At 59.5% G+C, this 20,447-nt stretch carries 28 protein-coding genes; 10 read left to right on the plus strand and 18 right to left on the minus strand.

The window, feature by feature from the left end; genetic code table 11:
• Positions 1-59: 59 nt before the first annotated feature.
• The 9 genes from ISN74_RS13030 to ISN74_RS13070 form a co-directional block, all read right to left on the minus strand.
• On the minus strand, positions 60-674 hold the full coding sequence (locus ISN74_RS13030) for a hypothetical protein (RefSeq protein WP_188799646.1): 615 nt from the start codon (positions 672-674) through the stop codon (positions 60-62).
• A 341-nt stretch (positions 675-1,015) separates the two neighbouring features.
• Positions 1,016-2,023, minus strand: a complete 1,008-nt coding sequence (locus ISN74_RS13035) for a phage minor head protein (protein ID WP_203546610.1) — start codon at positions 2,021-2,023, stop codon at positions 1,016-1,018.
• Positions 2,024-2,096: 73 nt separating this feature from the next.
• On the minus strand, positions 2,097-3,506 hold the full coding sequence (locus ISN74_RS13040; RefSeq protein ID WP_188799648.1) for a DUF4055 domain-containing protein: 1,410 nt from the start codon (positions 3,504-3,506) through the stop codon (positions 2,097-2,099).
• Positions 3,507-3,510: 4 nt separating this feature from the next.
• A complete protein-coding gene (locus ISN74_RS13045) occupies positions 3,511-4,839 on the minus strand; it encodes a terminase large subunit domain-containing protein (RefSeq protein ID WP_188799649.1) in 1,329 nt (442 codons plus the stop codon).
• Entirely contained in the window at positions 4,836-5,156 is a 321-nt protein-coding gene (locus ISN74_RS13050) for a DUF5681 domain-containing protein (protein ID WP_188799650.1), read from the minus strand. The genes ISN74_RS13045 and ISN74_RS13050 overlap by 4 nt, the downstream gene beginning before the upstream one ends.
• A gap of 17 nt (positions 5,157-5,173) precedes the next feature.
• Positions 5,174-5,665, minus strand: a complete 492-nt coding sequence (locus tag ISN74_RS13055; protein ID WP_188799651.1) for a lysis system i-spanin subunit Rz — start codon at positions 5,663-5,665, stop codon at positions 5,174-5,176.
• On the minus strand, positions 5,662-6,168 hold the full coding sequence (locus ISN74_RS13060; RefSeq protein WP_188799652.1) for a lysozyme: 507 nt from the start codon (positions 6,166-6,168) through the stop codon (positions 5,662-5,664). The genes ISN74_RS13055 and ISN74_RS13060 overlap by 4 nt, the downstream gene beginning before the upstream one ends.
• A 157-nt stretch (positions 6,169-6,325) precedes the next feature.
• Positions 6,326-7,489, minus strand: coding sequence for an oxidoreductase (locus ISN74_RS13065; protein ID WP_188799653.1), 1,164 nt, complete (start codon positions 7,487-7,489; stop codon positions 6,326-6,328).
• Between the two features lie 43 nt (positions 7,490-7,532).
• Complete coding sequence (locus ISN74_RS13070; protein ID WP_188799654.1) at positions 7,533-8,117, minus strand: dATP/dGTP diphosphohydrolase domain-containing protein; 585 nt, start codon at positions 8,115-8,117, stop codon at positions 7,533-7,535.
• Positions 8,118-8,520: 403 nt separating this feature from the next.
• Between ISN74_RS13070 and ISN74_RS13075 the strand changes: the two genes are divergently transcribed.
• Positions 8,521-8,970: a hypothetical protein gene (locus tag ISN74_RS13075; protein WP_188799655.1), complete on the plus strand. Its 450-nt coding sequence runs from the start codon at positions 8,521-8,523 to the stop codon at positions 8,968-8,970.
• Here ISN74_RS13075 and ISN74_RS13080 read toward each other — a convergent pair whose 3' ends face one another.
• A complete protein-coding gene (locus ISN74_RS13080; RefSeq protein WP_188799656.1) occupies positions 8,971-10,602 on the minus strand; it encodes an MASE1 domain-containing protein in 1,632 nt (543 codons plus the stop codon).
• Between the two features lie 449 nt (positions 10,603-11,051).
• Here ISN74_RS13080 and ISN74_RS13085 point away from each other — a divergent pair, with 449 nt between their 5' ends.
• Positions 11,052-11,972: a hypothetical protein gene (locus ISN74_RS13085; protein WP_188799657.1), complete on the plus strand. Its 921-nt coding sequence runs from the start codon at positions 11,052-11,054 to the stop codon at positions 11,970-11,972.
• Between the two features lie 392 nt (positions 11,973-12,364).
• Here ISN74_RS13085 and ISN74_RS13090 read toward each other — a convergent pair whose 3' ends face one another.
• The 8 genes from ISN74_RS13090 to ISN74_RS13125 form a co-directional block, all read right to left on the minus strand.
• Positions 12,365-12,553: a hypothetical protein gene (locus ISN74_RS13090; protein ID WP_188799658.1), complete on the minus strand. Its 189-nt coding sequence runs from the start codon at positions 12,551-12,553 to the stop codon at positions 12,365-12,367.
• Positions 12,550-13,113 carry a hypothetical protein gene (locus tag ISN74_RS13095; RefSeq protein ID WP_188799659.1) on the minus strand — a complete coding sequence of 188 codons (564 nt, stop codon included), beginning with the start codon at positions 13,111-13,113 and terminating at the stop codon, positions 12,550-12,552. Before ISN74_RS13095 ends, ISN74_RS13090 begins: the two co-directional genes overlap by 4 nt.
• A 76-nt stretch (positions 13,114-13,189) precedes the next feature.
• Positions 13,190-13,603, minus strand: a complete 414-nt coding sequence (locus ISN74_RS13100; protein WP_203546611.1) for a VRR-NUC domain-containing protein — start codon at positions 13,601-13,603, stop codon at positions 13,190-13,192.
• A 350-nt stretch (positions 13,604-13,953) separates the two neighbouring features.
• Positions 13,954-16,374 (minus strand): DUF3987 domain-containing protein, encoded by a 2,421-nt coding sequence (locus ISN74_RS13105; protein WP_188799660.1) that lies wholly within the window; start codon positions 16,372-16,374, stop codon positions 13,954-13,956.
• Positions 16,375-16,411: 37 nt separating this feature from the next.
• Positions 16,412-16,624: a TraR/DksA family transcriptional regulator gene (locus tag ISN74_RS13110; protein ID WP_188799661.1), complete on the minus strand. Its 213-nt coding sequence runs from the start codon at positions 16,622-16,624 to the stop codon at positions 16,412-16,414.
• Positions 16,625-16,634: 10 nt separating this feature from the next.
• A complete protein-coding gene (locus tag ISN74_RS13115) occupies positions 16,635-16,907 on the minus strand; it encodes a hypothetical protein (RefSeq protein WP_188799662.1) in 273 nt (90 codons plus the stop codon).
• Complete coding sequence (locus ISN74_RS13120; protein ID WP_188799663.1) at positions 16,907-17,227, minus strand: hypothetical protein; 321 nt, start codon at positions 17,225-17,227, stop codon at positions 16,907-16,909. The genes ISN74_RS13115 and ISN74_RS13120 overlap by 1 nt, the downstream gene beginning before the upstream one ends.
• Positions 17,224-17,589: a hypothetical protein gene (locus ISN74_RS13125; protein ID WP_188799664.1), complete on the minus strand. Its 366-nt coding sequence runs from the start codon at positions 17,587-17,589 to the stop codon at positions 17,224-17,226. The genes ISN74_RS13120 and ISN74_RS13125 overlap by 4 nt, the downstream gene beginning before the upstream one ends.
• A gap of 65 nt (positions 17,590-17,654) precedes the next feature.
• Between ISN74_RS13125 and ISN74_RS13130 the strand changes: the two genes are divergently transcribed.
• The 8 genes from ISN74_RS13130 to ISN74_RS13165 all read left to right on the plus strand — a co-directional run bounded on the left by ISN74_RS13130 (position 17,655) and on the right by ISN74_RS13165 (position 20,389).
• Positions 17,655-17,903, plus strand: coding sequence for a hypothetical protein (locus tag ISN74_RS13130; RefSeq protein WP_188799665.1), 249 nt, complete (start codon positions 17,655-17,657; stop codon positions 17,901-17,903).
• Entirely contained in the window at positions 17,900-18,388 is a 489-nt protein-coding gene (locus ISN74_RS13135) for a hypothetical protein (RefSeq protein ID WP_188799666.1), read from the plus strand. The genes ISN74_RS13130 and ISN74_RS13135 overlap by 4 nt, the downstream gene beginning before the upstream one ends.
• A gap of 299 nt (positions 18,389-18,687) precedes the next feature.
• A complete protein-coding gene (locus ISN74_RS13140) occupies positions 18,688-18,879 on the plus strand; it encodes a hypothetical protein (protein ID WP_188799667.1) in 192 nt (63 codons plus the stop codon).
• Positions 18,876-19,265, plus strand: coding sequence for a hypothetical protein (locus tag ISN74_RS13145; RefSeq protein WP_188799668.1), 390 nt, complete (start codon positions 18,876-18,878; stop codon positions 19,263-19,265). Before ISN74_RS13140 ends, ISN74_RS13145 begins: the two co-directional genes overlap by 4 nt.
• Positions 19,262-19,453, plus strand: a complete 192-nt coding sequence (locus ISN74_RS13150) for a hypothetical protein (protein ID WP_188799669.1) — start codon at positions 19,262-19,264, stop codon at positions 19,451-19,453. The genes ISN74_RS13145 and ISN74_RS13150 overlap by 4 nt, the downstream gene beginning before the upstream one ends.
• Positions 19,454-19,455: 2 nt before the next feature.
• On the plus strand, positions 19,456-19,821 hold the full coding sequence (locus ISN74_RS13155) for a hypothetical protein (protein WP_188799670.1): 366 nt from the start codon (positions 19,456-19,458) through the stop codon (positions 19,819-19,821).
• Positions 19,818-20,186: a hypothetical protein gene (locus tag ISN74_RS13160; protein WP_188799671.1), complete on the plus strand. Its 369-nt coding sequence runs from the start codon at positions 19,818-19,820 to the stop codon at positions 20,184-20,186. Before ISN74_RS13155 ends, ISN74_RS13160 begins: the two co-directional genes overlap by 4 nt.
• Positions 20,183-20,389 carry a hypothetical protein gene (locus ISN74_RS13165; RefSeq protein WP_188799672.1) on the plus strand — a complete coding sequence of 69 codons (207 nt, stop codon included), beginning with the start codon at positions 20,183-20,185 and terminating at the stop codon, positions 20,387-20,389. Before ISN74_RS13160 ends, ISN74_RS13165 begins: the two co-directional genes overlap by 4 nt.
• Positions 20,390-20,447 lie beyond the last annotated feature (58 nt).

Below are 20,447 nucleotides of genomic sequence, written 5' to 3' on the forward strand. Positions count from 1 at the left end.
TTGTTACTTCCTATGTGGTGATGATGTGGAAAGGGGGCGCTTTCGCGCCCCTTCCCGGCTTACTTCTGCTGTTGCGCCTTGAGCGCGAGCGCTTGCTCTGTCAGCGTGGGCTGCTTTGCGCCGACCCCCGCTGCGCCCGCGTTGGCTGCGCCACCGCCGGATACGTTGGCGACAGTGACGAAGTGCTTACCCTCATCGCTGCCAGCCCATTCGGTCACGAAATCCCCTAGCGACTTGTCGCCTGCCTTCACCGTGCGCACGCCGTTTTCATCGGCCACGCTGAGCGAGCCGCCGTGCATGGCTTTTGCGGCCTTCACGTGCACAGGGTTTGTTACGCCCGCCCTGGTCAGCGCCTCAGTGAGAGCCGCGTCAGTGAACGCGCGATCATTCGCCGCCGTCAGGTCGGCTAGGCGCTTGGTTGCCGTGTCAGCATCTTTGGTGGCCTTGGCGGTAGCCTTGTTGGCGTCGGCCAACTGCGCGGCCAGGTTGTCGCGTTCCGCTTCGAGCGCGGCATGCTCCGCCGGGTCGATGGTCTGCGCGCCCTTCGCTTTTTGCAGCTTGCCGAGTAGTTCGGTGTTTTTAGTCTTGAGGCCAGCTGTAGCTGCCTCCACCGCTTCAGCTACTGCGGCTGCAAGCACTTCCTGGTCTTTGGGGTCGTTCGCGTCAAATGCCATTTGTGACCTTTGGTCTTTGGAGTGGGCTTAGCCCGGAAACGAAAAAGGCCCCGCATAGCGGAGCCTTTGGAATTCAGTGGATTGATTGGTTAGGCGGCTATTCGATAATCACGCGCTGGCCGCCCATGAGGCACACCACGCACAGCTTGTTGCTCGCCTTCCCCATTCGGGCGGTTATTGTCTCGATGCCGCCGCATCGGTGGCACGACGGCAACGCCGGATGCTTGCGGGCGCGCATCTTCGCGCGCACTTTCTCCGCTGGCGTGTCCGGCGCTGCCGTCCCTTTTATTACATGTAGTTTTGCCATCATGGACAGTTTGTGACGCCCACCTAGAGGACTGTCAACCCCCTATGCGCACCTCAAGCTGGTCAAGGGTTAAAAACGTGCCCTTTGCGCTGTAAAACTTGTCAAACGACACCTTACCGCTTCGATACATCGCGGCTCGCTCCGGGCCTAGAATGTCGTCCTGTCGGCCAGCCGATTGTTTGGCGAACCACTCCGCATAGGTTTGCTCCGCCGGCACTTGCCCGTCCATGCTTGCGCGCGTGCCTGCCGGCATCTCGTCGGCAGGGATGCCCAACTCTTTCCACGATTTCAGCACCGGCACGGAGACGCTGCGGCAATTGAAATGGATGCGCCCCGGACCTTCGCCCCACGGAATCGAGTGGCCTATCGGTTTGTGCGTGTCGCATGTGTAAAGCAGGCCGTCACGGATGCGGCACTGCGGGCTGGTCTTGGTGTCCAACGTGGCGACCCAGCCGGTGGCCTTCACAAGGTCTTTGTTGGCATCCGTCATGGACTGCCGCGCAAGCTGCGCGGTGTGGCTCAATGCCGTCTGCACCACCGTAGCAACTTCCTGGCGACCACGCTGCAGGATTCCGTCGCGGTAGCCCATGGCCCGCGTCCCGCGAATGGTTTGGATGATCTCCGATGTGGTCTTGCCCTCGACGTACCCGGCGCGCACCGTGTTGCGAATGAGCGTGAGCCGCGATGCCTCCAAGTTGCTTGCCCAGTCACGCAGCAAACGCCCCTGAAAGGGCCGTGATAGCGCGGCGGCATAAACCTGGTCCGCTGATACCCCGGCAATGGGGAAATGCGCCTGCACGACGGCAGGGACGGCGGCGCGCCATGCAACGGACTGCGCCGACACTTCCAGCTTGGCAGCGGCCTTTACCTCCGGGTCCATCGCGGCCAGGATCGCGGCATAGGCTTGCGCGTTGACGGCACGCACTGATGCGAGCAACGCGTCAAGGCGCTCGACAGTGAAGCTATCGCGGTCAATCTGCAGCAGCGCTTCCGTAAGCTGCGCGGTTAACCTGGTGTCTGTCTTGTTGAGCAATGCAACCATGCGTTGAGCTACGCCGGACGTATACCGGCGTAGGTCAATTTCATGGCTGATTGCGCGATCCTGTAGGACAGCGTTAGCCGTTTGCGACATTCGTTTCTGCTCCCGCGCCAGCCATAGGTGCTGGCGGTAGTGATGCCGTCATTTCCGCTTCTGCGTTGGCCGCCTCTACTGCCGGGTCCACGTCGTCGGACAGGATGCCGCGACGCTGCAGCTCGACAATGGCCGTTTCACTGGTGATAACGCCAGACAGGTGCAAGTCTTTGATGAGTGCGCCGGACGCTTCGCCCATCGTGGCCGCGCCGTAATCGCTGAACAGCTTTGCCGTGGGCACAGTCGATTGCTTCGCCCATTGCGCCGTGTAGTGCAACGCAAGGTCTATTGCATCCTCAAACTGTTCGGCCATGCGCTGCAAGTCGGACTTGTTCGCCTCTGCATCATTGGCCGACTCGGTGGCAGTGCGTGCGCCCGGCTTCTTTACCATCAGTTCCGCGCCGGTTTGGATCATCTGTTCCTCAAGCGCGTTGATGGCCGACACGCCAGCACCGATGGCCTGGCCGGTGTGCTCGACATATTCAAGCTTAGCGCCCTGCGGCAGCTTCACAGCCGTTGCCGCGCCCACTGAAAGCTTGGTGTCGTCATCGGCACCGGACAGCGCGAGGATCGGCACGCGCGCAACGTGCATGATGGTGTCCTGGTCGCTTTGGCTCTGCCAGTGCTTGACGTTGAGGTATGCCAAGTCCTCAAGCGGAGCACGTCCAATCATGAATCCGTCGCGGATGCCGTACAGCGGAACGTACGGGATATCTTCAAGCGTGGTGGTGCCCTTGTCGAAGATGCCCCAACCTTTGCCGTCCGCATCCTCGCGCCAAATTTCCCAAGCGCCAGGCGACAACACTCGAACCTGCGGAAGCCACTTGGTTGCAAACAAGCCGTCTGCCTGTTCGTACGTTTCGAGAATGCGCAACTGCGTTAGGCGCATCTTTCCGCTCTGGATCTGCGCTTGCCATCCCAAAATCTGATGATGCTTGACGCGTACCCAGTACGGCCGCGCACCAGTCGCCTCAAGTGCCGCCCGTGTAGTGGTCTCGGTTCCATCTACACGGGGGAAATCCACCAGGATACCGGCCAGGCCATAGCCGACAACTTCCGCGAACATTTCCGCCGCGAAATTGTTCAGGCTCATGCCCTGCAGATCGATATCCTCCGCCCACTTGTCAAAGTCGGAGTTTGAATCGCGCAGTGCAAGCGGCTTCGCAAACGGCTTTCCGCTCATCACTGACACAGTGCGACGGTAGGCAGGAAACAGCGTTGCCGTTTCCACGCGCGCCTTGTGTGCGTCGATATCTTCAGCAGGCCAGCGGGGCATGAGTGTATGCCCCGCTGCGCGCATCGTGCGCGTGCCGCCCATAAGCGCATCCAGCACCTTCCAAGTTACGGCCAGGTTGTTGATCGGTGCGCATGCTTCGTTAACTTGCAATGACATTTGATTACATCCTTAGCGGCGCAACTTCTGCAATGCGCTTGATGACGGGCCATTCCACATCCACGCAATAGCCAATGGCCGTCGTGATGTGCTGGTATTGGTTGCTCTGATCTTCTTGGAACGTTGAGCCGTCTTTTAGCTGCACCGTGGCAAGCCCTTTGTGGCACCACTCGGCAGTCTTTGGATTCACATACAACGACGTGTGGCCGTCCGCTGTCTTGATCTTCGTCCGTACTGCGTTTTGACGATCCTTGATCGCGGGTGCGGCGGGCTTTACGCGTCGCGTGTACTGCCACCCGTTCGCCTTCAAAACGCCTTCGATGTCCGTATAGTCGGACGCGTGGCCGTGTTTCTCGCCAGCCTTGCCAGCCGGATCGCCGTAAATGATGACGTGCTTGTTGCGGTGGTCTTTGTACTTCTCGACAAACTCAAGCGCCGACTGTTTCGACACCGCCGAGGTGAGCACGATTTCATCAAGCAAGTACAAGTCTTTACCGTCATTGCGCCGCACACCGATTGCGGATGACAACGGCGTGAAGTTTTGGTCGTGCATCCAAAGCAATTGTTCGTGCGACTGGATCGTTTCGTCCGTGTGATTGTGCTTGCCGAAGTCTTCATAGATTCGGCCGCCAGCAGTCTCGAATGACGCCTCGAATTCTTGCTTGAACTGTTTTGCCGACATGGCGGCGCGTGTAGCCTCCATCACGTCTGGCGGCAAAATCTCCGCCGACTTCCAATGGAACACAACGAAATTAGGATCTACGCCGGTCTCTGCCTTTTGGCACAAGTCGTAATAGTGGTTAAGACCATCAGGAACGCCGAGCAGCCAGCACCACGCGCGGTAATCGGGATCAAGTGGATTCACCGTGTTGAGCGCCGGGAAGATGTTCGCCTCCCATGCGTCGCTCTTTACGTCGGCAAATTCATCAATGCCGCCACCCTTCCAAGGGATGCCCTCGATACGTTCCGGTTTATCCAAACCGATAACGTGAATCTCGCTGCCGTTTGGCAGATAGATAATCAGGTCTGATTCGGACGGCTTGCGCTCATGCGACGCCGACAGCGAGAAAGCCTTGAGGTCATCCCAAAAGATTTTCTTTGCCTGGCTGTACGTCGGTGCTGCCGCGAAGTATTGGCCGACAATTGCGCTCGCCTGCTTCACCAGGAAGCGCTTAAACCGCTCCGTCTTGCCGCTACGTCTGCCAGCGGGAACCAGTGGAAAGCGGATGCCGTTGCGCACCGCCTCCACAAGCCTCAACTGGACAGGGTGATCCTTGAGCGGATACCAACGCGACAACTGGCGGTCTAACAAAAGATCGCCGGTTACACTCATGATGGGAGCTTGCTGATTAGATCAGTGAACAGCGTGGACATGTCTTTCTTGCCGTTCGTGTCCTCGGTCGGCTTCGCCTTGCCCAGGCCGCGATCAAGCACGGAGTTAGCAGCGCTCACGCGCGCGATGGGCGGCGCTTTCTTGTCCTGCATCACGTCCACAAGCGTTTGCATGGCAGACGTGATGAACGGCGCTGCGATCTGCGCGTTAGTCTCGCCATTCGGCCCCACGGACTTGGAACGGCCGCCCGGATTGCCCGATTGACCTTTCTGGAAGCTGGTCTTATTCGTGTGCTTGCTCTTGGGCTTGTCTGCCATGCGTGTACGCGCGGCAGTTACCCACCGCGTTCCTTTCGTAGAAATTCCTGCAACGCGCTTATGTCGGCGTCGCACCTGTCCCCTATTCCAATAAGATGCCCCGCACCTGTTTGCCGTAGGTCGGCGGCTGCATCAGGCTGGCCGGGACCGGCGGCAGCTTGGGCGGCTGCACTTGCAAGGGCGGGTGTACAGCTCCACTCGGCACGCAGGCGGACAGTGCCAGTACGGAGGTCAGCGATAATCCGATCAGAATTCGCCTTTGCATCGGCCATATCCTTTTGGTGTTTTGAATCCACGTCCGCAAACTTCGCGGCCATGTCCTGTTCGCTCTTGCGCGCGGCAGCTTCGGCCTGCGCGGTCAGTTCAGCAGCGTGCTGCGCCTGGTCGGCGTTCGCTTGCGTAACTTCGGCAAGCTTGAGTGCGCCCGCTTGATATGCGGCGTGGTGTCCGGCCGCATATCCGGCGATGTATAGGGCAATAGCCAGCGCAAACTTGAGGTATGCGCTCATTGTCGTTTCTCGCATAGCTCGCGTTCGGCGTGGCGACGCCGCACCAGGCCGGGCAACTCTTTGCCTCCCGCGTACACCCATCGCGTAATCTGCTGGCACGCGGCGGACCACTGGCCCGCGTTCGCGTACTGGCGGATCTTTGGGGCGCTTCCGTCCCGAAGGGTGCACAGGCCATCCTTCACGCCCTTCACGCCAGGCCCGACGTTGTAGGCAAAGTCAGTAAGGGCCGCCTCTTGGTTCGCAGTCATCGGCGCAGTGATGCAGCGGTGCACCGTGGCGTTCGCGATGGCGATATCCTCACGCGCCCACTGTTCGCACTGCGCGGCGCTGTAAGCGACACCTACGCGAACGTCTGCGCCGGTATGACCCATGCACGCGGTAGGCGTAGGATTGAGCGGCAGGCGGTCCATGTACGCCTTGGGCGGATTGCCTTCGAATGACAGGACAATCCCGAGCGTGAGAGCCAGCACCGCAGCGCTTACCTTGGCTGTCGGCTTTGCCATAGTGCACGCCCCCATCTGAAAAAGCGCTCAAGGATGAGCATCACGGAGAAAATCAAAGCCGCGCATGCGGCCCAGTCTTGAACGGTCCATCCCGAGAACGTGGCTGCAACGAAAGACACGGACGCGGCACCAGCCGCGTTATCCAAATGAGTACGCATTACGCGGCTTCCTTAATGTCGTCGCCGAATGCGTCGGCAAACACCTTTGTGCGCGCCCATTCGCCGCGTTCGTGGTGATAGACGATGCACGTCATGGATTGGTTACTGCGCCAGCCGCCGTTGGTGGCGTGCGCGTCTTTACCGGCCAACGTGTTGAATGACTCAACCGTGCAGCCCGCATACTCTTTCTTGCTTTCGTGGTGGATGTGACCAGTCAACCAGTGCCGATGCAGCGTTTCGCCCCAGTCTTTCGCGCGATCCACGGCCATCACGCCCATGAGCTTTTCAGCCTTGCACGAATGGCCGTGGTGCGCGCCAATCAACACCTTGCCGAAACGCACGTAATGAAACAGCGCGGGGCTTGTGTGCACCTTCACACGCGGCTCGTTTTCGTAGATGTGCGCGAACACGATAGCCAGCCATAGCGCGCCGGTTTCGTCGTGATTGCCGGGCACGTGGATGACTTCTACTTCGTCATGCACTTCGAGCGCCGAATCAACGCACTGGCGCAGCGTCTTGACGGCTACGCTCGCCATCTTTGCGTAGCGGCCATCGGCATCAACGTTGTGACCGCTGCGCGGCGTCACCGCAGCAAGCGAGTCATAGTGCAGCGCGTCGCCAAGGTTCAGCACCACGCCCTTGCGTGCACGCGGCGAGCGCTCGACCAGCTCCGCCATTGCGCCGCAGTGAACGCGTTCGGCAATCTTCAAATCCCAGGCATCGCCGGTTTCGTCCTGCCAGGCGTACATGCCTATGTGCGGGTCACCGATGGGATACACGCTCATCAGGTCGTCACGGTATTCGTGATCATTCGCGGCGCGCGGCGCAACCTGCGGAAGGTCTGCGGCCATCGCTGCGCATGCAGCGCGGAAAATCATGGCCTGTTCTTCGTCGTCGGCGCGGGTCTTGATCCACTGCGCGCCAATCGTGCCATCCGCCTTGTACATCGTGGACATGCCGCGCAGCTTCTGGCCTGCGGGCAGCGGGTGATTCAGGTCATTCTCGGGCGCATAACCCTTGTTCGCTGCATCAACGGCGGCGATTTCTTCCACGGAGCGCTCAAGCGGAACCCTTGGATGGGTCTTGCAGGAACGGCAATAAATACGGCCGTTGCCGTTGCGAAAGGTTTTCGTGCTTTCGCAGTTAGGGCAAATGATTGCCATGTGATGCTATCTCCGTCGCACGCCTGGCGCGCGGTGGTTGGAATCAGTTGCGGATAAGGTCGGGCACGTCGGGCACGTTCGCGCGGCGTGGCGTGTCGGGGACGTTCGCGCCGATGCGCTCGCAGTGCGCGCGCCACTCGGCGTCAGTCATCGGCACCGGCTCGGCGTTCACCAGTTCGCGCAGCTCAGCATCGGCGCGGCGCTGCAAGTCAGCATCAAGATGTTCGCGAACGCGTGCAGCGACGATGCCTGGCGCTGGTGAGCCATCGGCCAGGCGGATGGTGTGCGTGATCGACTGCGCCGAATCGACTGCGCACGCCTCTGCTGATCCGGGGCGGTCATCGCGGCCCTTGCTGCGCAGCTCATAAGCGATCAGGAACAGGATGCAGCAGCCCGCATGCCACAAGTGAGACTTGCCTGTCTCGGGGTCTGCCTTTTCGCCTTCCCACCACGAGGCTAGATGGCGATGCAGGCCCGCGAATACGCGCGACCAGTCCATGCCCTGCTCCCAGTTGCGCTCTTTGTACTTGCGAGCACCGAACGCGAGAATGTGGACGATGCAACGCACCGCGTCCCAGGGAAGCAGATTCCACGGCGCTTTGCCGCCGTCGTGTTTGACGCCAGTCATAGGAAAGTCCCGATGTTTGAACAGGGGTCGCCGCGTGCGGACACGGCAAAGCACGCCCGGAGGCGTGTGGCGACGTAAGGGAGTGCGGCAGGCGCACCGGGGATAACGCACCCTTCTTGTGTGCGCGTGCCGCAAGAAATGGGGAGACGCCCGCCTAAGCGTGGCGTACTGACCCCCTAGAAAACGAAAACCCCGCACATCGGCGGGGTTTGGTTACAGCAATCTCATCGTGGGTAGTCTGTGACAGCGGCCTAGAGGACTGTCAAGCCCCAATCAATGATGTCCGCACTGACCGCCTACTAAACCAGCGCGCAGCATCAATGCGCTTTCATGTTTCCCCGTACCCGTGTCCTGCTACATTTCGCACTCCGGTGGCGTGGCTACCATTTGAAGGGGAACGAGCATGAAAACAGGAACTTTACTTGCCGCCCTCATGGCCTTGGGGGTTGCTGGTGGCGCTCAGGCGCAAACGGCCAGCACGTCCGCCGGTCTAGGGCAGGCATGGCCGAACACTGCAGATGTGAGCGCCGCGCCGAATTGGCACGTGTACGTGTTCCACATGCACGGCATCAAGTACGTGCAGGTCAACGATCTAAGTGGCATCGTTCACGCGGCCATCGGAACTGCGAACGGCACAACCATCGTGCTGCCGATTGGCGTCGATGCGCAGAACGTGGTGACGACGGGCACAGCTGCGTCATCGTCGGCAGAAACGGTGTATCAGGACGCCACCACGACTGTCACGGCAACACCGCAGGCCAGTGGCGCAACTACCTTCACCGTGGCAAAGGCCCTCAATTCCTGCCCCCAGCTGCAATGCAGCGGCCCCGGCGTGACGTCTTCGGTCCCGTAATCAGTGCACCCATAAGCGCAGGGGAGCGCCTTCATTGAGCGCTCTCGCTGCGTCATGCAGCAGCACCGTGACGCTCATGTGTTCGTCGTCTTTGCGAACATGCAGTTCGCCATCAAAGACGCGCACTTGCTCGCCCAGCTGATCGATATTCAGCCCACTTGCACCAAGCCGAGCAGCAAGCCGCTTTCGATTATCGGCACCGTGAATAGCACGGGCAACCGTCATCGCGTTTATTGAGCCATCAACGCGTACAACGATCCAGCGCATGCGGTTCGTTTCGCCACCGCGCAAACTAACGCGAACAGTCGAACAGGCAATGCGGCTGGTAACAAGCACAACAGCTTCGCAGGCTATGCGGTAAGCGGCAGACATAACGGCGGGCTGCATGCGCGTCATGCCGCGCCCTTTTATCTCGCACCTGTAGTTTATTCCCGCATCATCCAGCGCTCGCCCGATTGTTTCTTGCAGCGCTGCAGGCAGGCCACGCTCACGCCATGCAACCGGGTGAATGCTCTCGGCCACCTGGCGCGCATCGCGTATCGCGTCAATCGCTTGCTTGTAGTGGTCCTGATTTTCGATGTCGGGATTGATCCGCCCGATACTCCCCAGTAAGCGCGTACCCGTCGTGTATAGCTTCGCTGCCGCCAGGTCGAGCGAGTGTGCAGCCTGTCGCAAGCGGTACTCGCCGTGCTTGTAGCTCTGCTGCGCTAACTGCTGCCCGTTCACCGCGCGCCGGTCTTGGGCCTGCTGTGCGCTGATGCGCGCACCAAGTACAAACAGGCTAGTGATAGCGACGCCTAGAAACACCTCTGTCTGTATTGTCGACATGTCACCACTTTGCGCCTCACTCGGCACTAGGAACGCGGCACATATGATAGTGACCGTCCCGCCCAGTGCTGCAGCTCGCCAGCCGTGGCGTGTTGTGAGCCACACCACCGGCACAAACATGCCCATCAAGGCAAGCTGCGCATAGGCAGCGTTGAGGCGCAACGCGGCCAGCACCAGCAAAGCAGTTGCCGGAATCAGCACCGTCATTCCTTCCAGCAGCAACTTGCTTTCGACCGCAAGCTGTAGCTTGTTGCGCCAATTACCCGCGCGCAGCTCATACCGCGCTATCAGCGGCCACGGCACAATGGCGAGGATCGCGAAATAGAAGCCCGCAAAGACCGCGAACGCATCGCTAGCAGTGAGCTGTAGCGTATTCGGGTGGAGATGCGCCAAAGCCATTGCCGCAGACGTGTATGCGGTCAGTGCAAGCGAAGTTGCCAAGGTGCAGATGAGTAGCGCATTGATGTTGATTAGGCGACGACTTGGAAAGAGTGCCAAGCGCGAACGGCAATAGCGCACTATGGGCATCATGACTGCAATAGGCGGGATTGCACGCAATGCCACCCAGGCTGCTCCGAACTGTTCAAGGCAAGGATAGACGGCCAGAAGGTTTGGCACGGATTCGCCAACGATAAGCGCGGGCCAGTAGCGATACGGAAGGAACAGCAGCCACAGCAGCCGGACGGCAGTACCGGTAGCGAATTCGGTATATGTGAGCTGGTGCGCCGCCTCGTACGTAGCCACGTAGGCCAATGCCACAGCCACTTGCTTCAGCCAGGTGTAACGCTGCGCCACCTTCCCCATTCCCTGCCCCTTGTTCCCCGGTTATGACGCCCAGCTATCCCCGTGGTCAGCAAGCGGACTGCCGACCAATGACCGATTTTCAATTGCCGATTGTGAAAAAGCCGTGTAGCCAGCGCGGCGCATGAACCTGCGGCAGGTTGACGCAGCCGCCCGGCTTCCGGGACGTCCTGCTGGGTGAGACAACCCCGGCGCATCCTTCGGCCGTGGAAATTGAAAGCGGTGTCGATGGCCTCGAATGGTATCGCTACACAACCCACAATGGCGCGGCATACGGCCCGTGCTTCCTGTGCCAACGGTCAACCATCACCGGCTCATTGAATAACAGAGTGACAGTTTGAAGCAAGGCTATTGCCTTCTGTTTTCATATCCGTTCTTCACGCAGTTTTCGCGTGGCCCGCAATCAAACTATAAGAACAGGGGAAAACAAAATTAATGGATAGGAGAGGTTCATGACGAACTACGCATGGAAAAGCACGCTCCGCAAATCTGCGTTGCTTTTGAGTTTCGCATTGATGGCTGCACTCCCCATTGCCTCAAGAGCAGACGAACCGCCTCCTGGTGGTGGTGTCGGCTGCACTGGTGGCCCCGGTGAGGATGTGGCGACTTCTTTACTTGCAAAAAATCCAATTCAGGGCACAACTCCGCTGGAAATTCAGCAGCGATTCGCTTCGATCATCGAAGGCAATTTCGCCAATGGCCCCGCCGAAAGCGTCATTCGTCACTTGAGTGACCGCGAGCTATTTGACTTAGCTAGTCGCTATAACGAATCGACAAGTGCTGGCAATCGACCGCTGATGGCGACATTTGCGAAGCGCCTCGGTGACAAGAGCTTGGTACGGGTTGCCAACGCCTTTGGCAAACAGCAGGTTCTGGACGCGGTAAATCAGTACGCATCCCCGGAGGTTAGGGCGGCGGCACTGCCAAAGTTGAATGCAATCGCACCTGATAGCTTACGCATTCAGCCGATGACCGCCCCCACAACAGATATGTCGATTGAAGATATTTATCTTGAATTCCGAACCGCCCAGGTTGGCTCCCTGTCGCCTGCATCTGCTCTGTCTGAAACGGCTAGCTTTGCCGGTAGAAATATCTTATTGGCCTACTGGGTAGGCAACCAAATTGGCACGCAAATTAATAACGCAATCAACACTTATGATCCAAGCTTGGGCGACGCTATCGGCGGCACGGTTTATGGCATGGTCAATGCCATTCAGTCAGCCGCAAATGACGTCTCGCAAGGTTCGATGCTCAAGTCTGTCGATGATCTGTTTGGCAGTCCAGTTTGGGATAGCCACCAATACTGGGGCGACTACGACGACATGATGCCGATGTATGACTTTTATTTGAGTGGCGGCAGTAGCTGCGACTAACGTCATCCGTCCTGAGTCACACGGCACTTAACCGTGTGACTCTCCAATGATCGAAAGGCTAATTCAAATGCACATGGACGAGAAAATTGAGAGACACCGACTCATACGGATTGCTGTATGTGCGGCACTGGCAATCACGCTGATGATTTTGGCTGGGTGGAACCATGCCGCACTTCTTCAGGACTTAGGCATTCTGTGCTTTGCTTGGGTGTACGCCTTTACGCCGCACCCCCATAAAAGCAAGACATTACGCGACGTGTACGACTCGGTTAGTGCTGGCTGGCGCACCCCTGCGAGTACCAAGCCCCTCACGTTGCTCGGCTGCATCTTGGTTGTCTTGGGAAGCTACTTGAAGTACCAGTAGATTTCGCAGCGAGCGCTGGCGAGGCTCATTACGTCGTCGGCTCCGCGATTGGCCCGGTGAATTCGCCGGGCATGCCGTCCAGCGCTGCCGACTGGTCAAGTCCGTGGAAATAAATACGCAGCCTGCCACTGCCCGGATCGGTCACGCTCACAACCTCGCTTTCGCCGCCATCGCGAAGCCAGTAGTAACCAGGCTGCGTAATCTCGTTCGCCTTCATGCCGCCTCCCTCTCTCGCTTCTTGTGCGCACGCTCCGCCAACTGTAGCGACTTCTCGCCAAGCGACTGCATAACGGTAGCCGCGACGTTGACCGCTGCGCGCCATTCGTCCACCGTCATGCCGTCCGGCTTGGGGACGATCATCGGCAGCTCCACTACTTGCACGTAGCCTGCCCACACAACGTTCCCGATAAACGGGCGCATGTAGCGGCGCGTGCGGTCGCGCTGATAGTTGGCGATGAGCGCAGCACCAACGGCCGCGCAAATCTTGCCCTTGTGCCGCATCGTCTGCGTTGCGATATCGAACGCGATATCCGGCCCGATGTCATCCGGTCCCTTGCGTGCATAGGCGAGCGCAGCGGCTACCAGGTGGTCACTTGGGATTGCGCGCATGTGGCCGGTTCCGCTGCCCGTGCCCGGCTCCCTGTACGCCGACTTGCCAGCCAACGCGGCCACGCGCTCGCGGAAACATGGCCGCTCGAATGCGAGCGCCGTCTTACGCCCCAGGCGCGGCATGTCGCTGGCCTGGTCTTGAATCTCATCGTGAAGGGGCTTCGTCATGTGGGGTTTTGCCTCGCATGGTGAATTGATAGGAGTGTAGCAGAGTCAACGGGATTCCGTTGTCACCAGGCGAAAGCTATTCCGGCCCATCGCTTGCGAGATAGTCCGAAATGACGGCGATTGCTTCCACGTGCCCTTCGCACATCGCCCATTCGTAACCGGACGCTGTGAGATGGTCGCGCCATTCGCGCTGTTCCTTCGATAGCCGCCCGCCCTCGGTGCGCTTCATCTCGATGTACAGGCCGTGGAATCCGCCACGCGGCACCGGCAACTCAAGATCCGGCACGCCTGACTTGACACCCATCGCCTTCAACTTCACCGCCGTGGACTTCGCGCGCTGCTCGCCGTTCGGGCAGTGATGCAGCCAACGCAATTCCGGCCACGTCGATTCCTGACCGATCGCCCAGCGCATGACTAGGATCTGTTCCTGATCTTCGCTGTTGACAAACGCGTCATTGGCGGGACGTGTTTTAGCTGAATGAACGCTCACGCGCGAACCCTCACGGCAGGGACCGGGCGCGCTCCCCATCCACGGATCACGCACCGTCACATCAACCGCCCTCTTTCGCTTTGCTGTACCCATTTCCAATTCCCGTATGTGGATCCAAAGGTGTGCCGCTGTAGACAAGATGCAGACGGCTTTGTCTGCGGCTTCGGCGGTGAGCGTAAGTAAAGGATTTATATAATAAATAAGAAAAAAATCTCTCCCTTTTATATATATAATTTCTTATTTTCTTACCCCCACCCCCATTTCTCTTTTCCTCGTCGTGATGGAGATTGCTTTCTCCCTCTACTGGAACGTCTTCGCCTTCAACGGAAAATCGTTGTAAATCATTGGCTTTAAGGCGTAGACACGTCCAAAGGCGCAGACACGTATTTGGCAATCGTCCATGCCTTGCGCTTCTGTCCGGTTCGGCCGGTTGTCTCCACCAGGTCGATATGACCATCTGCACGCATCGCCTTGAGCAACCGCTCGCGCGTATTCGGATCGGTCCCGCGCCAGGTGCGCGAACGCTGTGCTATCTCGCGGTCAGTAAGCCCGCGATCGTCCGTGCCCTCAAACAGCGCCAGGATCGTCTTGTACAGCTCGCCAAATGGCGAGGTAGTCATATGCCGCTGCACGGCGTCAATGGTCTTCTCTGTCGTCCACTGCACGTATGCGATGGCCCAGCGGATCACGTCGGCGGTGATGACTGGCCGTTCGATGTTGACGGAGCACGCCAGGATGACGCCCAGCCGCATGGCCTTCTCTTGCGACCGACTAACCATCTCCGCGAGCGCTTCGGATTCCTTCTCAAGCGTGTTTTGATCGTGGATGATCTTCTCTGCGTAGGCGAGCAAAAGCGCCTCGGCATCGCGGGTGAATTCCACCACCGTTGTAGCTGGCTCCATGGATGCGGTGTCCATCGTCGCTAGGTTGCCGCCTCCGCGCTCGCTGCGAGCCATCTTGCACCAGGCCAGTACGCTGGCTGGTATTTCCAGCTTGTCGGCCTTACGCGGCAGTGTGCGCGGTCCCGTGGCCTCCGCGATGATGAGGCGATTAAGAAACCCGCCTTCGATAGCCGACACGTTGAGCGCGCCATAGAACTGCCCTGGTGTCGCCATGCCAAGCAACGACAGCGCTGGCTTGCGCACAATGCGTTGCTCGCGTGCATCGCGGTCCTTTTGCTTCAATCCCTCTTCGCTGTACTGCGCCGGGCGGTGCGTGCCGTCCAGCTTGCCCCACAACTCTTTCAGCGTGGTGATGACCATGCCCTTTTGCGCATTACCCTTCGCGCCTGCGTACGCCAGCATGTCGCCAAATTCATCCATGATGCTGATGCTGCATGGCGAGCGCATCATCGCGGACATGACGGCCGGTTGGCTGGTGAAGTCAGGTGGGCCTATCAAGCTATCCAAGCCCGATGTTTCAAGCGTCCGCTCGATCACAGTACGCGCGTGATTCTTGCCCATGCCGGACTTTGCGACGTTGACGAAATACAAGCTGGTGAAGTTGTCGCGTGTGGACACGTAACGACGGCCAAGCACCACGGAGCCAAGCGCGAGCGCCGCTTGCACGGATAGGATGGGCTGCGGATATGGTGCCGTGCGGTTGGTCATGTCCACCACTTCGCCCAGCACGCCAGGCACGCGCAGCAGTTCGGACGGTACGCCCATCGCTTCGATACGCTCGACCACGCCGGGCGTGGCCGCATGCCGGTCGGGGACAGGATCCACGTTTGCCGGTGCAGCCTTACGCTTGCGGCTCCCCTCGAAAAAGGAGTCGGGCATCGGCTCGACCATCTGCACCGCTTCGGGCGGCCACTTCTCGCGCAGCCCCAGCAATTCCGCCGCATCCTTTACCGCTGCAGTGAAATCGCCGTTGTGCGATAGGATGCAGAACACTCCAAACGCATCGTGTGCGTGGCCGTCGTTGAGCGGGTCTGATGCGTGGTGGCTATAGCAGTGCGTGCGGTCATCAAACACGCCAACGCCTGCAAGCTTGCTGCTACTGGTAGGCGAGAGCCAGCGCTTACCCTTGCGCACGTATCCGTTATTTTCAAGGATCGCGATTACATCGTGCGCCTGGTTGAACTGGCCTATCACGTCATCATGATCGCCACTCGACCGTGTGCGCGGCTTCGGCGCTGCGGCCTTTTCTTCTTTTGGTGCCCATGGGCACGCGGCCATCAGTTGCGGCTTGATGCTATCCCAGGCTTGCCACATCGCCACGATGGGCGCGGGCAGCTCGGGGATGGACGTATCCCATGGCGCGTGCCCTTCACGCCAGCGATACGGTTCGTGCGTGTCGGGGTGGATCGATGGCGGCAATACGTCCTGCACCGCACCCGCGCGCAACTCAAATACCGTTACCGGCTTTTCACCAGGCGCACGCGGCGGCCACACGATTTTCTTCACGCTGAACTCGCCTGGCGGCAGCTTGAAGACCGCCTTGTCACGGCCAGGCTTGCCGATGATGCGCGGTGCGCCCGCGAATATCTCGGCAACGTCCAAGCCCAACTCTGCCAGGCACAGTTCAAACGCTGGCAAGTCATCCACGTCGATGGCGCACGTACCTGATGCAGCGTGCACCAGGCCAATGCCGTGACGTGCGCGAGCGCCCACGATTGACATTGCCTGCCACGGGGTTTTGATTACGTTTCGCGGTTCATTCCATCCGGCATCGGTTGGCCCCTTCGTCCCGGGCGGGATGGAGCACAAGCCCCACCCTAACCCAATGTACTTTTGGGCATGTTCGACAGTGTTATTAGGTGCGGACATGTTCTATCCCGTCTGGACAGCTAAACGTGTAGGCCGCTTACGCGGCCTTACTCGCGGTCAACTCTTCCGCGCAACGCGTGCAATGCTTGCCGCGCACGCCATTGCTAAGCACCGCCGCCGGGTACTCTTCGCACTCTTCGCACATAGGTACAACACTGGACACCTTTGCTATGCGTGCCGCGTGGTTCGCGAGCGCTGCGCGGATGTGCATTTCTTCAACTACTTGTGCCTGGTCTGCTTCGTCTGCCATGGTCTTATCCTCAAGGATGCTTAATTGGGAGTCCGTTGTATCGGACAGTTTCGAGCGACAGTCTGCCGTGTGATTGACGGCTTACCGTGTCGTTGATTGCCATCCACTGCGAGCGCGTGACGTAAACAACGGTAGGCAACTTGCCGGAAGTGAGGGCGCGCATGTGCTTCACCACGTTTTCGTGCTTTGCGAAAATCTCCCTGTGCTCTTTGCTGAGCTGGTAGTCAGAGACGTTCAAGCTACGTTGCGCGGCCATTGGCGCTGGCTTGTACTGCGGGTGCATTAAGCAGCCTCCTTCAACGCGGCTTTGCGCGCGTCCAGTTCGGCGCACATGCGCGTCATCTCTTCACGCATGCGCGTGTTCCTACCTGCGCGGCGGCGATAGAACGCCGTAACGTTTGGCGTCACTTCCCTTGTGCACGGCGACAGGTCCGCCAGGTCACCCAGGTGGATGATGTTGCCCGCATTGCGGCGAATCATCTTCACGAACGCGGAGCGCGAGCCGGTATAGCCTTTGCCCTGCGCTACGCGGTACGCCTGCGCCATAGAATCGAAGCGAGTGCCCGCGATCATGACGGGGCGGCTTTGGTTGGTTTTCATCATGCAGCTAGGTCCGTGAGGATGGCGGCCAACGCAGCAATGCGGTCGGCGGAGGTTGGATGTAATGCGTGGATCATCTCCACGTATTGCTCAAGCAGCCGATTGCCGACAGCGCGACAAAACGGCTTAATGAATTTCTCGGGGACCGGCCGCTGGCCGCTGCGAATGCGTGAGAGATAGCTCTCACTCTTGCCCATCGCGTGCGCAATACTTGCCAACTTTTGCCCGCTGGCCTTGATAGCCACGGCCACGGCCTGCGCTTCACTGTCGATCTGACGCACCAGCTTTTCAGGTGCGTTGATCGGCTTGCGCGGCCAAAATGCCTCTAAACCTAGCGCTTGCTGAGTGTTGCCTGCCGTATCCATAAATTGCCTATCCTTGCCTTTGCTTCGTGGGTAGATTGAAGGCTCGCAACCAACTGGCCCGAACCGTGAAAACTTCAAACCAAGCCGAACCGAACCACTCCCGCGACATCGCAGCGCGCATCCTGGCCGAGGCTTTCGGCCTGAACCTGGACGAGGCCCGTCAACTGGTAGCCGTTGCCGACGCCGAACTCCAAGGCAGGCGGTACATGCCGATGGGGCGTGATTTCTTCCGCATGGCGGCCACTCTATCAACGGAATTCCGTTGTTGTCAACGGCACTTCGCATTAAAAATCCGTTTTAATGCGTACCCATGAAAACCGTTGGCGACCGCGTGGAATCCCTGCGCCTCATGACTCCCGACCCGATCACGGGCGGCGTACCGATTAAGTACGCTGACCTTGCGCGGCTGGTCGGCATGCCCGTAAATAGCCTGCAAACGCTGGTGAGCGTGCCCCAGGATTCAAGTAAGTATTTGGCTCGCCTGGCTAACTACTTCCGCGTCAACGCCCTATGGCTTGAAACTGGAACCGGCCCTAAACACGTCCCTGTCACGAATCTGACGGATACTTGCCGGGGATCGTTAAATCCTGCGATCCTCCACGACGCTGAGCTGACAATAGGTGCGGCGGAACACCTGGCACAACGGAAATTCGGGCTCACCGAACGTTGCGAATGGTTGGCCCGCGTCTATGAGCAGCTTGTGCGCGACGGCGGCAAACTGACTGCGGAGCATCAGGCCGCCATTTTTGAGGACGCGAAACAGGGTAAGCTAAATGCTGGAAAACAAGGCAAAAACTGAGCAAGTAGTACAACTACGCACCTACGTTCCCCCACTTTCCGACGATGAAATCCTGGCTATTCGCCAAATGTTAAACCGCAACGCGCACGTCATGGGATCGTGCCCGATAGCTACCCGGATACTGGAAGAACGCGGCCTTTAGCCCGCTTCCGAACTGGGTAGGAAAGCCCGCAAAGCCGCGCCGCAGTTGGGTCGCGGCTTTTTTCTGCCCCAATGCAACTGAATACCGTTGACGAAACGGATTTCCGTTGATAAGGTTCCTCCACGCCGCCCCGAGTGGGCACAAGCCGGAGAAGCCAATGAATCAGCAACCGAGCGACAAGGTAATTAGCCACGACGGCGACACTTGGCGCGTACTCGCCCAGGGCCGCGTGAACGAAGACGGCGACACCTACTGCCACCTTGCCAGCACCACACGCTTCCGCGTGCAGCGTAATGGCCGCGTACCAGTGCAGATGGTCGATTACATCGCTGCAGAGGTGCTGGCATGAACGCTCATCGCACCTACACGGCCACGTTTGCAGACGGCACCACGATTCGCCGTGGCACGTTCCACGAATACAAACAGGCATGGCGCATCCGCTGGATTAGTGGCGGTGTCGAGCGCGTCAAGACCGGCTTTAGCCGCGATCCGTTCCACGTTCCGCAGTTGCGCATGCCGCATCACGTCGGCACCGGCATCACTGGTGCTGCACGCAAAAAGAACATGAGGTTAAACCGCGAATGGTTTAAACGCGCAAACGTTCGCCGTGACTACGCGACACCCGAGCTTGTGGTTACCAATCGCCTCGGCAAGTCGCTTGACGCGCTCATGTCTTCCACGTCGCAGACCGCCGCGATTGCGGCACTCATTCCGATTACGGAGAAAGCCGCATGAGCGCCCGCAAAGCAATCAAGACCACCGCGCAAGTGCGCCTGCGCAACTACGGCGCACTTGGCGCGCAGAACCAGTCTCGCAGCATCGCATGTGTTCACCCAGGCAACGCCTGCCGCGTTGGCGCATCCATCACATACCGCGACGGTTCGCGCTCAATCGCGTATCGCCACGTTTACCAGGAGACCTAATCATGAGCGCTCTTGCACAACGCAACTTGGAATCCGCACACCGCGCATCCATGCGCACCGGCACGCGCGGCCTGGAAGTCGCGCCGGTCAAAGTGATTGTAATGCCCGGCTACAGCGTGCCGAGCGCGAACGATCGCACCATGATGAAGCGCGCAGAGCCAAAGCGCGCCGAACGCCCTGGCGCATGGTTCGTGGACAGCATCCGAAGCGGACGCAGTTACGGCTGTTTCCTTGTATCGCGCCGCAATCCCGCGCTGATGGATAGCGTGGGCGGTTATGAGGACATGCTAGATGCAGACGGTAATGTTGCCGTATTCACGTCTGCCCGCGAAGCACGCGCCGCAATCGCGCTGGCAGGTGACGCATGAGCCTCGCACTCTACTGCCAGCAAATCGGTCGCGGCACGCGCCCCGATCCTCGCCGCGACTACTACGCCGCGCGCAGCGCCGCACGCCTCGCCGCTCGCCGGTATTTCAGGCTGCTAGCTAGCTGGGACGCTACGGGCTGGGACAAGTCGCTAGCCAACCGCGACATGCACGAAGCGGCGGCGGCTGTCCCTGGCGGCATGACGCGCCGCCGTACCTATGACGTGATGCTCCCCGGCTGGTACGCGCGCCGACAGAAGTACGCCCTGGCTATCGGCCGCTCAAAGCACGCCCGCGAACTCGCAATCGCACTTGACCACATGGCGCGCGAATTCTCGCCGCGCCCCTCACTGAGGAACGCCGCATGAGTACCGCCATTTATCCCGCCGAACTATTCGCCCTTCGTCGTGCCGTGCGTATGCAGTCGCACCACGGCTGCACCACGATGCACATTGCTGAGCGTATCGCCCTGGACGCGCTCAAGCGCCTCCACAGCCGCGCCGCCGCACTGACCCAGGCAACGCGCTACCTGCGAGACACCGTGCGCCTTGCGCCAAAGGATTGCGCGTGAATCGCGCCGAGTGGAATGACGCTGCACGTTTCTTCGCGAAGCTTGCCGCCAGCGAAAT

The sequence above is a fragment of the Dyella caseinilytica genome (genome assembly GCF_016865235.1).
Lineage (GTDB): Bacteria > Pseudomonadota > Gammaproteobacteria > Xanthomonadales > Rhodanobacteraceae > Dyella_B > Dyella_B caseinilytica.